Here is a 14,763-nt window from a genome sequence, read left to right on the forward strand (position 1 = left end):
GTGCTTCCGCCCGGTGTTCGGGCACAATCGGACGAAGCGCGGGTCGCCGCGCTGTCTGGGGGCAGGCATGGCTGGGGACGACGAGATCGACGCGAGCATCTTCGCGCTCGCGAACGAGGATGCCGATGACGCGCGGAAGTGGCTGTCGGACGCCTTCACGGCCCAGCGCCACGACGGATCCGAGCACGCGCTGACCGAACAGCAGCACGCAGAGATCCGCGAGGTGCTGAGCCTCGACTGGTGGCAAAGCGTCGTGGCCGACGGCGTCGACGACGGGCACACCGTGCACGGTATCCGGCTCGGCAATCTGCTTCCGCCCGCGGTGCGCGCGGCCTCCGCCGTGCCGCTCGGCGGTATCGTCCTGGCGATGTACCTGCGCAATCTCGTGAACGAGGCGTGGGAGCTCAACTGGGATCACTCGCTCATCCGCGCGGCGGTGAACGCGGCATCCGACGCGGCGGCCGCGCTGTCGCCGTCCGGCGCGGATGCGGTGGCCTGGGATCTTCTGCGATTCATGAACCACGAGTTCGACGTCGAGGCCGCCCTGCTCACCGGAAACCTCGAGGCGGTCATCGCCGTGACGGCGAACGCCATCACGAGGATCGCGCCGATACGACAGGCGGCTCGCGAGCTCCCCGGTCACCCGGGGCGCGCGGCCCTCATCGCCGAGTCGCGCTCCGAGCACCGCTACTACCGGGCGGTCAACGAGATCGCCACCGCCACGGCCGCGCTTCTCGCCCGGCGCACGCACGACGTCAGCGCCGACATCGTGCGGATCGGCGAACTCATCGATGACGGAGACTTCCGCCCTGTGGACGCGAGCGAGCTCCGCGGCCACCTCGCCTCCCTTCAGACCGTCGCCGCGGCAGCGAAGCGGCCGTGGCTGCACATCGACGAGGGTCGCGTGCGCATCGTCTACGGGTTCGGGATCGTGCAGCACGGGTCCGAGGACATGTCACAAGACCTCGACGCGGTCCGCGAGCTCGTCGCCGCGCAGGGAGAAGGCGCCCGCCTGGGGCCGCTGGAGGTGACGAAAGTGCTGCGACGCCTGACGCTCAGCGATGTCTGGCAGGGCTCGGACAGCCTCGGCCGGCGCTACCGGGGCTCGACGTTCCAGTTGGAGGATCTGGTGCTGGACGGACACGCGGCGGGGTCCGACGGGCTGCGCATCCTCACCCAGGTGCAGCTGTCGGAGCTCGGCAACCACACCGTCCTGTTCGACATCGAGCTGGAGGATGCCGCGGCGTTCGAGGTCGCGCAGATCGTGAATCTCGCGACACCCGTGTACGGCGACCTGACCGAGATCCCGCGGGCGCTGCATCTGCATCCGCGCTCGGATCCGCGCGCCCGGCTGTCGCGGTTGGCCGACGTCGTCGCCGCGATCCTCGACGACCTGCGATCGCTGCTGCGGCGCGCCCGTGACGATCGCGCGACAGTGCGCGGATCGTCAGCCGTCTCCGCCGCCGACCCGATCTCCGCCCGCTCCGGTTCGTTCGGCGTCCTCGTGACCGTCGAACGCGCCTCGCGCGACGAACGGGGCCTGCGCACGCCGCTCGACACCGCGCGCGAGATCAGCGGCCTGTGGGGCGCGCAGCCGCTGCTGCATCCGCTGCCTGCCGGGGCGTCCGGCGTCGCCGACTGGACGATGTACGACGTGGGCGGGGTAGAACCGTTCGAGCTGCTGCACCTCAATGACGAACTGCTCGCGGCGAACTCCAACGTCACCCTGCTCGCGAGCTTCCGCTCCCCCGACTACGCCGTCAGCGAGATCGAGAGCTTCATCACCTTCGCGCACAGCCTGCACGGCATGTACCAGGCCTGGCAGAGCAAGGTCCGCGAGCATGCGGAGAGCATCTCGGGACTGCTCACCGACGTCGAGCGCCTCCTCGGCGCAGCCGACGTCGCAAGCGCCGACGACGACCAGGGCCAGCAGAAGCAGGCCATCGATGATCTCGGCGACCTCGTCCGCGTCATCGAGCGCGCCGAGCTCGAACTGCAGTCCTTCGTGCAGTCCAAGCAGGCCATCATGCTGTTCGTCGAGTCACCGGCGATCGTGTCGTCGCCGGCGCTGCGCGTCGACCTCGACACGGTGCTCCGATCGAACCGCTACGACCTGCTCCGCGAGGGCTTCGAGCGGGCCGTGCGCGACGTGCTCGGCTCACGCCTGCAACCGCTGCTGGACGTCTGCCACCGCAGAATCGAGCGGATCCTCGACGATCGCCAGGCCGAACGCGAACGCACGGCGGAGCGCGTCGAGCGGGTGCTCGGCGTGATCCTCGCGGTGATCGGAGTCTCGGGGCTGGTGTCCGTTCTGCAGGCTGGGTTCGGGCTGCAGGGCGACATCACGTGGTGGTTCCTCATCGGCATCCTGGTGGTGGCAGTGGCCAGTGGGGCTCTCATGGTCGTGCTGTCTCTGCGACGACGAGAGAGTCCTGCGTCGCGTCGGGCCCCGCGGAGAGCGACGCGATGATCTCCTACGACGGCGCACCCTCCGTCGATGGCCTGCGCAGCGCGCACCGCGAACTGTTGACGCCGTCTTTCCGGCCGGGTGAGCTCCTGCCGCAAGACGCCTTCCTGGCCCAGTTCCCCGGGCAGGCGGACGCGCTGCTCGCGCAAGACGACGAAGGTCGGATCCAGGGAATCGCCGTCATGGAGCAGTTCCACGACGTCGTCCTGCTGCAGTACCTCGCAGCATCCCCGGCTGCGAGGGGCAGGGGCGTCGGGTCGGGCCTGCTCGACGCCGTGCTGTCCGATCGGGCACCGGGATCCGTGCTCATGCTGGCGGAGTTCGACCGTCCGGACGCGCACGCGTCTCATCCGCTGCACGGCGACCCTACTGCGCGGCTCCGGTTCTACGCCCGGTTCGGCGCGTTGGCTCTGGACCTGCCGTACTTCCAGCCGGCGTTGTCGGCCGCGACGCCGCGGCAGCACGGGATGCTGCTCGCCGCCTTCGACCGCGACGGCACGATCGCCGCTCGCGGGCGGTTGGATGCTACGCAGGCGCGCGCGGTCCACAGCTACCTCGAGGAGATCCTCGACGGTGCGGACGACCCGGACGCTCAGCGCCTCCGCGACGCGGCCGCCGTCGACGGCGGCATCCGTGCGCTGACGCTCGACCGTTACGCCGAGATCGCGCGCTCGCCGCTCTGAATGTCCGTCCGGACGATCAGTCGGCGCTCATGACGGACTGGACAGCGCCGTCGGAGGCGAGGTTCACGAGCAGCACCTCGTCGGTGTCGTCGGCGTCGAGGGCATATTCGAGCACGGCGAACGGCTCGGTGCCGCCGTGCTCGTCGGCGAGGATCGTCATGCTCATGAGGCGCAACGACCGGATGATGTCGACCGCGTCGTCACCGCTGACGTCGATCAGCATGTCGGGCAGGTCCTCACCGAACGCCTCCTGCTGCTGCAGGATGAACTCGGTCACCTCGCTCGTGCGATCGTCGACCTCGGCGAGCATGCCGCGTCGCGCTGCGGCATCGACGTTATCCAGGCCCGAGATGAGCGCCGCGGCGATGTCGAGGGCGTCGGGCGAGATGTCGTCCTGATCGGGCGCAGTCAGGTCGACCGTGACCGTCTGGTCGCCGAGATCGACCGTCTCGCTCCAGAAGATCGAGCCGTCCGGCCCCGACGACAGGAGCCCGAAGTAGTCGTGTTCGATCGCCATAACGCTATGAAACCAGTCCGATCACTGCCCGACAAGGGATGCCACGAACACGTGCGGAGTGAATCCGGTGAGGTCGTCGATCCCCTCGCCCTGACCGAGGAGTTTCACCGGGATCCCGGTGCGCTCCTGCACCGCGAGGACGAAGCCGCCCTTGGCCGAACCGTCCAGCTTCGTGATCACGAGGCCCGTGACGCCAGCATGCTGCAGGAACGCCTCGGCCTGCATCACGCCGTTCTGCCCGGTGGTCGCATCCAGCACCAGCAGGACCTCGCTGATCGGCGCCTGCTTCTCGATGACACGGCGGATCTTGGACAGCTCGTCCATCAGGCCGCCCTTGGTGTGCAGGCGCCCCGCGGTGTCGATGATCGCGATCTCGATGCCCTCGCGCTGTGCGAACTCGATGGTCTGATAGGCGACGGATGCCGGATCCTGACCTTCCTGCTGGGGCCGGATGATCGCCGCTCCCCCGCGCTGGGCCCAGGTGGCGAGCTGGTCGACGGCGGCGGCACGGAACGTGTCCGCCGCACCGACGACGACGCTGCGCTGATAGCCGCGCAGGAACTTCGTGAACTTGCCGATCGTCGTGGTCTTGCCCACGCCGTTGACGCCGACGACGAGCACGACAGCCGGGCGCTCGGTGAGCTTGAGCGTCGTGTCGAACTTCGCGAAGTGCTCTTCGAGCGTCTCGCGCAGCATCCGCTGCAGGTCCTTCGGGTCCGTCGTACGGTAACGCTCGACCTTGTCGCGCAGCTCGTCGACGATCCGCTCGGTGATGTCGGGACCGAAGTCGGCCGTGATGAGTGCGGTCTCGAGATCCTCCCACGTCGTCTCATCGATCGTGGGCTTGACGAACATGCCGCGCAGTGCGCGGCCGAGGGACCAGGACTTCTCCGCCATGACACCAGCCTATGCGGTGCGCGCCCATGGAATCCCGTACATCCCCCTGCTTCTGCGTGCACAACTTCGGAAGTTGTGCACAGGTGGAAGGGGTGCAGGACGGCAGGGCGGATGCCGGATGCTCAGCTCGCGGCGGCGGCCCGGTCGCCGACGCGCTGGCCGACCACGGCCGAGACGCCGTCCTGACGCATCGAAACGCCGTACAGGGCGTCGGCGATCTCCATCGTGCGCTTCTGGTGCGTGATGACCAGCAGCTGCGAGCTCTCCCGGAGCTGTTCGAAGACGCTCAGCAGCCGTCCGAGGTTCGCATCGTCGAGTGCGGCCTCGACCTCGTCGAGGATGTAGAACGGGCTCGGCCGTGCCTTGAAGATCGCCACCAGGAGAGCCACGGCGGCGAGTGATCGTTCGCCGCCCGAGAGCAGCGACAGGCGCTCGATCTTCTTGCCGACCGGCCTGACCGAAACCTCGATGCCCGTCGTGAGCATGTTGTCGGGATCGGTGAGCGAGATGCTGCCCGATCCGCCGGGGAACAGCAGCGGGAACACCTCGCCGAACGCCTGCTTGGTGTCTTCGAACGCGCTCGCGAAGATCGTCTGCATGCGCTCGTCGAGGTCGGCGATGATCGTGAGCAGGTCCTGGCGGGTCTGCGTCAGATCGGCGAGTTGCTCGGTCAGGAAGGCGTGACGCTGCTCGAGCGCGGCGAACTCCTCCAGCGCCAGCGGGTTGACCCGTCCGAGCTGCGTGAGCTTGCGCTCCGCCTCGGCGAGCCTGCGCTCCTGCATGCGCCGGTCGTACGGGATCGCGGTGGCATCGACACCGTCGATCGCCTCGGCATCCGGCTCGGCCAGCGGATCCCGGGGAACGAGCTCGTCCGGCCCATATTCCGCAATGAGAATATCTTCGTCGAGCGCCAGCTCGGATGCCACGCGTTCGAGCAGACTCGTCAGGTGCAGCTTCTTCTCGTGGATCTGCAGCTCGAGTCCGTGAACGCTCTCGGTCAGTCCTGCGAGGCGTTCGCGCAGGGAGGTCTCCTGGGCTCGCAGGGCGGTGAGCTCCTCGTTCTGCGCCGACCGCGCGCTCTCCGCCTCGGTGAGCGCGACACGCGCCTCAGTCACCGACCGGTCCAGCGAATCGAGGATGCGCGGAAGCTCGGCCGCGACGCCGGATGCCGCTTCGCGCTGCGCCCGCCGGACCACCGCACGGCGTGCTGCCTCGGCCGCCGCATCGCGTTCCTGCTCCCGCTGACGTTCCAGGCTGGTGACGCGCGCCTGCGCCGCACGGATCCGCTCGCGAAGCGTCTCGATCTCGAGCCGGGCGCGCACCTCGCCCTCACGCGCGGTCTCGAGCGCCTCGAGGAGTCCGTCGCGTGCCGATGCGTCCAGCACCGGACGCGGAGTGGCTTCGGCCTGCTCGAGCTCGGCCTTCGCAGCCGTCGCCGCGGTCTCGGCATCCGCCACGGCGGCCTGCGCCTGGGCGAGGCCGGACTCGAGGCGTTCGCACTCGGCCACCGCGGACTCATGCCGGACGGTCACCCGGTTCACCTGCTCCGCGTGGGTCGCCAGCGCCGCATCGTGCTCGCGGAGCGCACGCAGTGCCTCCCTCGCGTGGCGGCGCGTCGTCTCGACGCGTTCGGCCGACTCCTCGCGGGCCTCGCGCAACGAGTCCACGATCACGCGGACCTCGGCCAGCCGTTCCTGTGCGGCATCGCGCTCGGCCGTGAGTTCCAGGCGGGAGCGCTCGCCACCGGCCCCGGTGCGCAGCGTCTGAGCCGTGATCACGTCGCCACCCGTCGTCACGATGGTTGCCGCGGTGTCGCCGAGGGCGTCGAGTGCGGCACGCGCACGCCGTGCGGCGTCGAGGTCCTCGGCGACGAGCACGTGGGCGAGGATGCCGAGCACGCCGTCGGGCGCGGTCACGACGGCGTCCGCCGGCGTCACCCCGGCGACCTCGGGCAGCACGGCGGCACCGCGCAGGGCGTCGGCGATCACGAAGTCGACGACTCCGCGGTTCTGCTCGGAGGACGACACGGCCAGCCGGTAGGCGGCGTCGGCGTCGTCGACGAGCACCCCCTCGGCGAGGGGTCCGAGGACCGCGGCGATCGCCGCTTCGTAGCCTGCGGTGACCTGCACGGCGTCGCCGACGAGACCGCGGACGCCGGCCGCTCCGGACTTCACCACCTCTGCCGCCCCACCCGACAGCGAGAGCGCACTCGACAGCGCCCAGGCCTTCGCCGTCAAGGACTCTGCCTCGCGCTCGGCGGAGTGCAGGCGCTCGCGCAGCGCCTCGAGGTCGGTCTCAGCCGTCGTCGCGTCGCGCTGGGCCGTCTCGTATGCGGCGGCGTGCTCGGCCGCACTGCCCTCGGGAGCTGCGGCATCCTGGAACTGCTCGAGCGCTTCCGCGGCTTCGCGGCGACGCTCGTGCGCGGCCTCGAGCGCGTTCTCCTGCCGGAGCACCGCGCCGCGGACGGCGGCGAGGGCGGATGCCGCGGCATCCGCGGTTCCGCGCAACGCCGTCAGGCGCATGTCGTGCTCCGAGACGAGAGCGCTCTGCTCGGCGATGTCGACATCGAGGGTGTCGAGCTCGGCACGGGCGTTCACGACCTCGCGACTGGCGGCCGACGCCGCATCCTGGGCATCGCCGAGCCCTGCCGAGATCTGCGCGATCTCGTCCTTCGCGTCGTCGATCGTGGCCTGGGTCACCGTGACCGAGGCGACGGCCGCGTCGTCCTCCTCGGAGCCGAGCAGTGCGAGCCGCTGATTGGCCAGGGTGTACAGCGAGCGCATCCGCTCCTGCACCTGCTCGAGACCGAAAGCGACCCGCCGTGCCTCGTCGACGGCCGCCGAGTTCTGGTCGGCTTCAAGCTTCGCGATGCCGGCGCGCACCGTGTCGGCCTGCTCCGTGAGGACGAGTCGCTCGGTGTGACGCTCCTGTTCGGTGCGGGCGTGGTCGGCCAGCGAGGTCCGCAGCGCGACGACGTCGTCGGCGAAGATCCGAGCCTTGGCGTCGCGCACCACCGCGGCGATGGTCTGCGCCTCGCGCGCGATCTCGGCCTGTCGACCCAGCGGCTTCAGCTGACGCCGGATCTCCCCGGCCAGATCGCTCAATCTCGTGAGGTTCGCCTCCATCGCGTCGAGCTTGCGCAGGGTCTTCTCCTTGCGCCTGCGGTGCTTGAGGATGCCGGCGGCCTCTTCGATGAATCCGCGCCGGTCCTCCGGCGAAGCCTGCAGCACCGTGTCCAGCCGCCCCTGGCCGACGATGACGTGCATCTCGCGGCCCAGGCCCGAGTCGCTGAGCAACTCCTGAACATCGAGCAGTCGGCAGCTGGATCCGTTGATCGCGTATTCGCTGGATCCGTTGCGGAACAGCGTCCGGCTGATCGTCACCTCGGCGAACTCGATCGGCAGCGCGCCGTCGCTGTTGTCGATCGTGAGCTGCACCTCGGCACGACCGAGCGGGCCGCGGGTCGAGGTGCCCGCGAAGATGACGTCCTCCATCTTCCCGCCACGCAGCGTCTTGGCTCCCTGCTCGCCCATGACCCAGGCGAGCGCATCGACGACGTTCGACTTGCCGGAGCCGTTGGGGCCGACGATGCACGTGACACCGGGCTCGAAGACGAACGATGTCGGTTGGGCGAACGACTTGAAGCCCTTGAGAGTCAGGCTCTTCAGATGCACGGGCGCACCGCCCCACGGGTGAGAAGACGGCCTGCGAGAATCACGCCGTAACGCTATCGGAATCCCGCGGATTCTCCGGCATCCCGCGCGGCGGTCGTGCGTATCGCCACGCGGGCCGACACGCCGGTGGCTGAGAAAATGCTTGACGTCCCGCGGCGGCAGGTACTAGCTTTGCAACCCGAATCGCTCACGAAAGGAGGACGCTCATGATTACCGCAATCACCACACCGGCCATCGCAGGCTTCGATACTGCGCGCGCTGCCGGCAATGCGTCCTCGGCTTTCGGCGTCCGTCGTAGCGCGCTCGCATAGAACCGCAGCCTGAGATCCCCGCCTTTTCGGCCTGATCTCCGCCGGTTCCCGCCGCTTCCACGCATCGGTCGACCTGTTCGACCTCTGCATCCAGGGCCGTCTCGCCTTCGCGACCGCCGCCCGCGCCCCGGCTTCACCGGTCTCAGCGCACCCATCCCCCCGCGAAATCGACAAGAAACGAGCACTCTCGTGAGTACTGAAACGCTGCTGCGCAGCACCACCCATCCACCCTGTCCCGAGGACCAGGAGGTCCTCGAACTGACCGTTCCGAGCGACCGGAACGACCTGACTCTCACCGACCGGCTGTCGCTGCGTCTCGGTCTCTGGCTCCTGCTGCGCACGCAGCGTTCGGGCCGGAGCCGGCACACGATGAGCCGGGAGGAAACCGTACGCCTGCTCGATGCACGGCGCAGCGCGGGTGACGAGCGCTTCACCGAGCGCGAGATGCTGGCGATGCTCACCCACGACATGCAGCGGCACATGCTGTGATCCGCGAGGAGTCCACGATGAGCATTCGACTGAACGACACCGCCACGCTGCATCCGCTCGTGCTTCCGGCACGGGCGGATGCGGCGCCCACCGAGACGATCCGCGCGTACGCCGATGTGCGGAACCGGTCCATCCGCGACGTGACCGGTCGCACCGACGACGCGGTCTCACCGGAGTCGCTGCTACCCCTGCTGCGATCGAACCCCGAGTTCACGCGCACCCAGTGGTACGTGACCGAGGGCGATGAGATGGTCGGGGTCGCGACGCTGAACATCATGGCCGACTCGGGCGGCACCACCGCCATCACGATCATCAGCCTGCTGCGGCGGGCGTGGGGGCGAGGCATCGGGTCCGCCGTGCTTGCGCACCTCGAGAGCGCGGCGAGGGATGCCGGCGTCAGCCGTCTGCTCACCTGGGTCGAGCATCCCGCTTCCGACGCCGAAACGCTGCCATCGCCGACCGGCTTCGGCGAGATCCCGCGCGATCATCACGCGCGCTTCCTGCTCCGGCATGGATTCTCGCTCGAGCAGGTCGAGCGCGTGAGCATGCTCCGCTGGTCGGACTCCGTGCTGGGGCGCATCCGCGACGCGCACACCGCGGCCGAGCGGGCGGCTGAGGGATACCGCGTCGTGCAGTGGAGGCTGCCGACACCGCCCGAGCACGTCGCCGGATACGCGTGGATGAAGGAGCACATGTCGACGGATGTGCCCGACGCCGCTCTGGGGATGCCGGCGGAGAAGTGGGACGCGGACCGCGTCGCCCGCCACGACGATCGGTACGCCCGACGCGGGATCAGCGTGCTCGTGACGGCCGCCGAGCACATCGCGAGCGGTGAGCTGTGCGCCTACAACGAGCTTGCGATCGACGCCGACACCTCGGTCGTCTCGCACCAGGTGGACACCCTGGTGCTCGCATCCCATCGCGGCCACCGACTGGGCATGCTCGTGAAGACCGCGGGTCTCATGACCTGGCGAACGGCATACCCGGACTCCCCCGGAGTCGTCACGTACAACGCCGAAGAGAACCGTCCGATGCTCGACATCAACGAGGCCATCGGATTCGCGCCCATCTCGTACGAAGGCGCCTGGAAGAAGGAACTGACATGAGCGATGCGACCATCACCGACCTGGTGATTCCGTCCCGCGCCGACGCGGAGGACGGTGCGGACTTCCGCGCCATGGTCGAGTTGAGCAACCGCGCCGCTGAGATCGACGCGGGCATCGACGACCTCAGCGACACCGCGGAACAGGTGCTGCCGAACTGGCTCGACCAGACCGACCGGCTCCGCCGCGGTTTCGTCGCCCGCAAGGATGGCGAGGTGCTCGGGGTCGCCATGATCACGACCGCGACGGCGGAGGGCACGTCCTCCGCCGAGCTCGAGTTCATGATGCTCCCGCCGCAGGCGCAGAGCGGCGTCGGTCAGGCGCTGCTCGAGCGCCTCGAGCAGGCGGCTCGCGAGATCGGGCGCACGGCGCTGATGACATGGACGCTGCATCCTGCGACACCCGCGGGCGAGCGGGCGCTGACGCCGGCGACCGGTTGGGGTGACGTGTCGCCGACCGCGCTGAGCGACCTGCTTGCGGCCAACGGCTACCTGCTGGAGCAGGTGGAACGCAACAGCATCCTCCCCCTGGAGACGCCGCTCGATGCCGTCGAGGTCCGCCTCGCCGAGGCGACCGCATTCGCAGGTCCCGACTATCGAGTGGTCACGTGGACCCTGCCGACACCGGCTCATCTGCGTGCCGGCTACGGCAGCGTGATCGCGCGGATGGCCACGGACGTGCCCAGCGGCGATCTCCAGATCGACGAGGAGATCTGGGACGAGGGCCGCGTCGCCAGGCGAGATGCGAAGTTCCTCGCCGGCGGCCACACGGTCTCGGTCGCCGCAGTGATCCACGAGCCGAGCGGCGACATGGTCGCCTTCAACGAACTCGTCATCGGCGCGGATCCGGCCGGCGTCACGCACCAGGGGGGAACGCTCGTCACGAAGGAGCACCGGGGCAGGCGCCTGGGCACGATCGTGAAGTGCGCGAACCTGCTGCGCTGGCAGGACGTCGCGCCGGACTCGCCGAAGATCTCGACGTTCAACGCCGAGGAGAACCGGCCGATGCTCGACATCAACGAGGCGATCGGCTTCGTCCCGGCGTCCTACGCCGGCGCGTGGCAGAAGCGTCTGAGCTGAGCCGCCGGGCGGCCGGCCGAACATCATCATCGAGGTGTATGTCCGGCCGGCCATCTGCGTCGGCAGGCTGACGACGCGGATGCCGCCGGCGCGACATCGTGGAGAGCATGAGCACTCCCGTCATCGAAGCCCAATCCCTGACCAAGACCTTCGGCGCCACCACGGCTCTCGCAGGCGTCGATCTGACCGTCCAGCGCGGCGAGTCGGTCGCGATCATGGGCGCCTCCGGCTCGGGCAAGACAACGCTCCTGCACGTGCTCGCCGCGATCACGGCACCCGAATCCGGCAGCGTTCGATTCACCCCCGCCGCCGGTGCACCGATGGTGGTCTCAGTGCTGGGCGAACGCGACCGATCGCGTCTGCGCAGGGAGTCCTTCGGATTCGTGTTCCAGCAGGGCCTCCTCATCCCCCGAGCTCACCGCGATCGAGAACGTCGCTCTCGCCATGATGATCACCGGCGCACCGCGTCGCGCCGCGATCGAGCATTCGGCGGGATGGATGGCCTCGCCCTGATCGTCCAGCCCGTCTCGATTCTCACGATCGTCGCCGTGCTCGCGTCAGGGGTCGGGATCGTGTGGGCGAGTATGCGGATCACCCGCCCGCTGCTGGGCCGCGCGTTCGCGGGCTGAGCAGAGTCAGCGGCGCCTTTGGCACCGCGGGCAGTAGTGCGAACTGCGATTCATGAACGCCGCGCGGCGGATCTCGCCTCCGCACCGCGGGCACGGCTGGCCGCCCCGGCCGTAGGCGTTGAGCGAGTGCGCGAAGTACCCCGCCTGCCCGTTGACGTTCACGTACTGGGCGTCGAAGCTCGTTCCGCCTTCGGCGAGGGCCTTCTCGAGCACGAGACGGACCTCGCCGAGGAGTCGTCGCACGGCCTGCGCCGACAGGGCCGTGCCCGGCGTCTCCGGGTGGATGCGTGCCGCCCACAGCGATTCGTCGGCGTAGATGTTGCCGATGCCGCTGACGATCGTCTGGTCGAGGAGAATGCGCTTGACCGCACTCGATCGGCGGCGGACGGCGGCCACGAACGCGGCATCGTCGAAGGCGGCATCCAACGGGTCGCGGGCGATATGCAGCACCTGCGTCGGAGTGAGGCCTGCTCCGTCGTGAACCAGGGCGTCGACGGCGAGCGAGCCGAAGGTGCGCTGGTCCGCGAAGACCACGGCGAGATCGCCGTGCTGCGGATGCCGCACACCGAGCCGGATGCGCTCGTGCCTCTCGTGCGGCGCATCCGGGGTGCGCAGCAGCAGCTGCCCACTCATCCCGAGGTGGGCGGTGAGGGCCTCGGTCCCGCCCGACAGCGGCAGCCAGAGGAACTTGCCCCGACGCGATGCGGCCGCGATCCGTGAGCCCTCGAGTCGCCCGGCGAAGTCTGCTGCGCCGGCCGGGTGCCGCGTGAGCGCACGCTCGTCGAGCACGCCGACGCTCGTGATCTCTGCGCCGATGACCGCAGGTGCGAGTCCGAGGCGGACGACCTCGACCTCCGGAAGTTCAGGCACGAGGCAGCTCAGGCACGTTCGCTGAGCACGCGCCACACGGCGAGGGCGCCAGCCATCTCGGCGGTCTTCTTGCTCGTGCCGTCGCCGCTCATGGTGACATCGCCGACCGTGACCGTGGCCGTGAAGCGCCGATCGTGATCGGGCCCGGACGCCGAGATCTCGTACACGGGCGCTGCCGCGCCCAGCCGCGCGGCAAGCTCCTGCAGACTCGTCTTCGGATCCATCGCCGCGCCGTATCTCTCGGGGTCGGCGAGCAGCGGCTCGGTCAGACGCAGCACGAGGGCCGTCGCCTCGTCGGGACCGGCGGACAGATAGGTCGCGCCGAAGACGGCCTCCATGGTGTCCGCGAGGATCGAGTCCTTGTCGCGGCCACCGGTCTGCTCCTCACCGCGACCGAGCAGCAGGTGCTCTCCGAGGCCGATCCCGCGTGCGACCTCGGCCAGCGCAACGGTAGAGACGACGCTGGCGCGCCGCTTGGCGAGCTGCCCCTCGTCGAGATCGGGGTTGGTGGTGAAGAGCATCACCGTCACGGCCTGCCCGAGCACGGAGTCGCCGAGGAACTCGAGGCGCTCGTTGTGCGGGATTCCGCCGTGCTCGTACGCGTAGGAGCGGTGGGTCAGCGCCAACGCAAGCAGCTCAGGGTCGATATCGACCCTGAGCTTGGCTGCGAGCGACGCCGTCCCTCCGGGGACGTCTGTCACGATCGTGAGACCGTGATCAGATGTCGGCGACCTTGCGGCCCTTGTACTCGAGGAACAGCTCGGTGCCCTGCGAGTCGGTGACGACCTTCGCCTGGTGCGGACGGCTGTAGACGACCTTGCCGTTCTCGACGGTCTTGACGAGCGCGGTGGGCTCGGCCTTCCAGTTCGCGCGACGCGAACGGGTGTTGGAACGGGAAACCTTGCGCTTCGGGGGGTTACCAGCCATGGCTAACTCTCTTCTGTGTTCTCGGGATCGCGGCTCTGTGCCGCAGTCCCCTGGTCTGTGATCTGTCGGAGCGCACTCCATCGAGGATCGATGGGCGCCTCTTCCTCTGCCCTGGTGCCTTCTGTCCGCCGCTCACCCGTGATCGGGTCGAGCCCGGGGCAATCCGGCTGACACACCGGCTGAAACGGAAGCGCCAAAACTGTCGCCTCCCTGACCAGAGTTTCAAGATCCACGTGGTCGTCTTGAACCTCGAAGTCAGTTTCTTCCTCTCCAGGATACGCGAAAAGCTCCTGGAACTCGACTTCGACAGGCTCGGAGATGTCGGTGAGGCATCTTCCGCAGACGCCGATGTACTCGGCATCCACCGATCCCGACACGAGAATGCCCTCGTGCACCGACTCGACGCGCACGTCGAGATCGAGCTCGGAGCCCGTCGGATACGAGACGATCCCCTCCCCCCACTGGTCGGCGAGCGTCACGGTGAAACGATGCTCGCGCATCTCGCCCGGATGCCGTGCGATGTCGCGGACGGGCACCACGAAGGGGCCGTTGAGTCGAGTCTTCACAGGTCAATCGTACCGGCGGACGCGCCGGGAGGCGCAGTGTCAGAGGTCGCGGGCGCCCGTGTCGAGGAAGGCGGCGACCGCCGGCGGGACGAACGGCGACACGTCGCCCCCGAGACCGGCGACCTGACGGACGAGCGAGCTGGACACCATCGCATGCGAAGGGTCGGGCAGGAGGAAGACGGTCTCGATGTCGGCGAGGTGCCTGTTGACGATCGCCATGGGCGACTCGTACGCGACGTCGATCTGCGAGCGGATGCCCTTGACGAGCACGCCGGCGTGGACATCGCGTGCATAGTCGACGAGCAGGCCCATGCTCCAGGACCCGACGACGACGTTGCCGTCGATGCCGTCCTCGTGGATCGACTGCTCGAGCAGCGACAGCCGCTGCGCGATCGGCAGCATCGCCTCCTTGCCCGGGTTGTGAACGACGAGCACGTGCAACTCGTCGTACAGCCGAGCGGCACGACGGATCACATCCAGGTGTCCGAGAGTCGGCGGGTCGAACGATCCGGGGACGACGGCGATCCTGCTGCTCACTTCGACTCACTCCG

The 14,763-nt window shown here is 69.0% G+C and carries 14 protein-coding genes; 6 read left to right on the forward strand and 8 right to left on the reverse strand.

All coding sequences use genetic code 11. From position 1 onward, the window contains the following. Positions 1-67 precede the first annotated feature (67 nt). Positions 68-2,470 (forward strand): hypothetical protein, encoded by a 2,403-nt coding sequence (locus tag HWX58_RS07450; protein ID WP_175986467.1) that lies wholly within the window; start codon positions 68-70, stop codon positions 2,468-2,470. Then, positions 2,467-3,150: a GNAT family N-acetyltransferase gene (locus tag HWX58_RS07455; RefSeq protein WP_175986469.1), complete on the forward strand. Its 684-nt coding sequence runs from the start codon at positions 2,467-2,469 to the stop codon at positions 3,148-3,150. Before HWX58_RS07450 ends, HWX58_RS07455 begins: the two co-directional genes overlap by 4 nt. A gap of 16 nt (positions 3,151-3,166) precedes the next feature. Here the strand turns inward: HWX58_RS07455 and HWX58_RS07460 are convergent, their stop codons facing one another. The 3 genes from HWX58_RS07460 to smc all read right to left on the reverse strand — a co-directional run bounded on the left by HWX58_RS07460 (position 3,167) and on the right by smc (position 8,238). Further along, positions 3,167-3,667: a DUF2004 domain-containing protein gene (locus HWX58_RS07460; protein ID WP_175986471.1), complete on the reverse strand. Its 501-nt coding sequence runs from the start codon at positions 3,665-3,667 to the stop codon at positions 3,167-3,169. A 21-nt stretch (positions 3,668-3,688) separates the two neighbouring features. Then, on the reverse strand, positions 3,689-4,564 hold the full coding sequence (ftsY, locus tag HWX58_RS07465; RefSeq protein WP_175986474.1) for a signal recognition particle-docking protein FtsY: 876 nt from the start codon (positions 4,562-4,564) through the stop codon (positions 3,689-3,691). 122 nt (positions 4,565-4,686) lie between these two features. Further along, entirely contained in the window at positions 4,687-8,238 is a 3,552-nt protein-coding gene (gene smc, locus HWX58_RS07470) for a chromosome segregation protein SMC (protein ID WP_175986476.1), read from the reverse strand. A gap of 500 nt (positions 8,239-8,738) precedes the next feature. Between smc and HWX58_RS07475 the strand changes: the two genes are divergently transcribed. From HWX58_RS07475 to HWX58_RS07490, 4 genes are all read left to right on the forward strand, one after another. Further along, a complete protein-coding gene (locus tag HWX58_RS07475; RefSeq protein WP_175986479.1) occupies positions 8,739-9,038 on the forward strand; it encodes a hypothetical protein in 300 nt (99 codons plus the stop codon). Positions 9,039-9,055: 17 nt separating this feature from the next. Further along, positions 9,056-10,144 carry a GNAT family N-acetyltransferase gene (locus tag HWX58_RS07480; RefSeq protein WP_175986481.1) on the forward strand — a complete coding sequence of 363 codons (1,089 nt, stop codon included), beginning with the start codon at positions 9,056-9,058 and terminating at the stop codon, positions 10,142-10,144. Beyond that, a complete protein-coding gene (locus tag HWX58_RS07485; RefSeq protein WP_175986484.1) occupies positions 10,141-11,220 on the forward strand; it encodes a GNAT family N-acetyltransferase in 1,080 nt (359 codons plus the stop codon). The genes HWX58_RS07480 and HWX58_RS07485 overlap by 4 nt, the downstream gene beginning before the upstream one ends. Positions 11,221-11,327: 107 nt before the next feature. Further along, a complete protein-coding gene (locus tag HWX58_RS07490; protein WP_368356414.1) occupies positions 11,328-11,849 on the forward strand; it encodes an ATP-binding cassette domain-containing protein in 522 nt (173 codons plus the stop codon). 6 nt (positions 11,850-11,855) lie between these two features. On the opposite strand, the gene mutM is transcribed toward HWX58_RS07490, so the two are convergent. The 5 genes from mutM to coaD form a co-directional block, all read right to left on the reverse strand. Next, the gene (gene mutM / locus HWX58_RS07495; protein WP_175986486.1) at positions 11,856-12,719 is read right to left on the reverse strand and encodes a bifunctional DNA-formamidopyrimidine glycosylase/DNA-(apurinic or apyrimidinic site) lyase; all 864 of its coding nucleotides are present in this window, start codon (positions 12,717-12,719) and stop codon (positions 11,856-11,858) included. An 8-nt stretch (positions 12,720-12,727) separates the two neighbouring features. Next, on the reverse strand, positions 12,728-13,420 hold the full coding sequence (rnc, locus tag HWX58_RS07500; RefSeq protein ID WP_175986489.1) for a ribonuclease III: 693 nt from the start codon (positions 13,418-13,420) through the stop codon (positions 12,728-12,730). A 16-nt stretch (positions 13,421-13,436) separates the two neighbouring features. Continuing rightward, positions 13,437-13,646, reverse strand: coding sequence for a 50S ribosomal protein L32 (gene rpmF, locus HWX58_RS07505; protein WP_175986491.1), 210 nt, complete (start codon positions 13,644-13,646; stop codon positions 13,437-13,439). A gap of 2 nt (positions 13,647-13,648) precedes the next feature. Then, positions 13,649-14,146: a YceD family protein gene (locus HWX58_RS07510; protein WP_175986639.1), complete on the reverse strand. Its 498-nt coding sequence runs from the start codon at positions 14,144-14,146 to the stop codon at positions 13,649-13,651. A gap of 105 nt (positions 14,147-14,251) precedes the next feature. Then, positions 14,252-14,749: a pantetheine-phosphate adenylyltransferase gene (gene coaD / locus HWX58_RS07515; RefSeq protein ID WP_175986494.1), complete on the reverse strand. Its 498-nt coding sequence runs from the start codon at positions 14,747-14,749 to the stop codon at positions 14,252-14,254. Positions 14,750-14,763: the final 14 nt, after the last annotated feature.

This window comes from Microbacterium tenebrionis, assembly GCF_903645325.1.
GTDB lineage: Bacteria > Actinomycetota > Actinomycetes > Actinomycetales > Microbacteriaceae > Microbacterium > Microbacterium tenebrionis.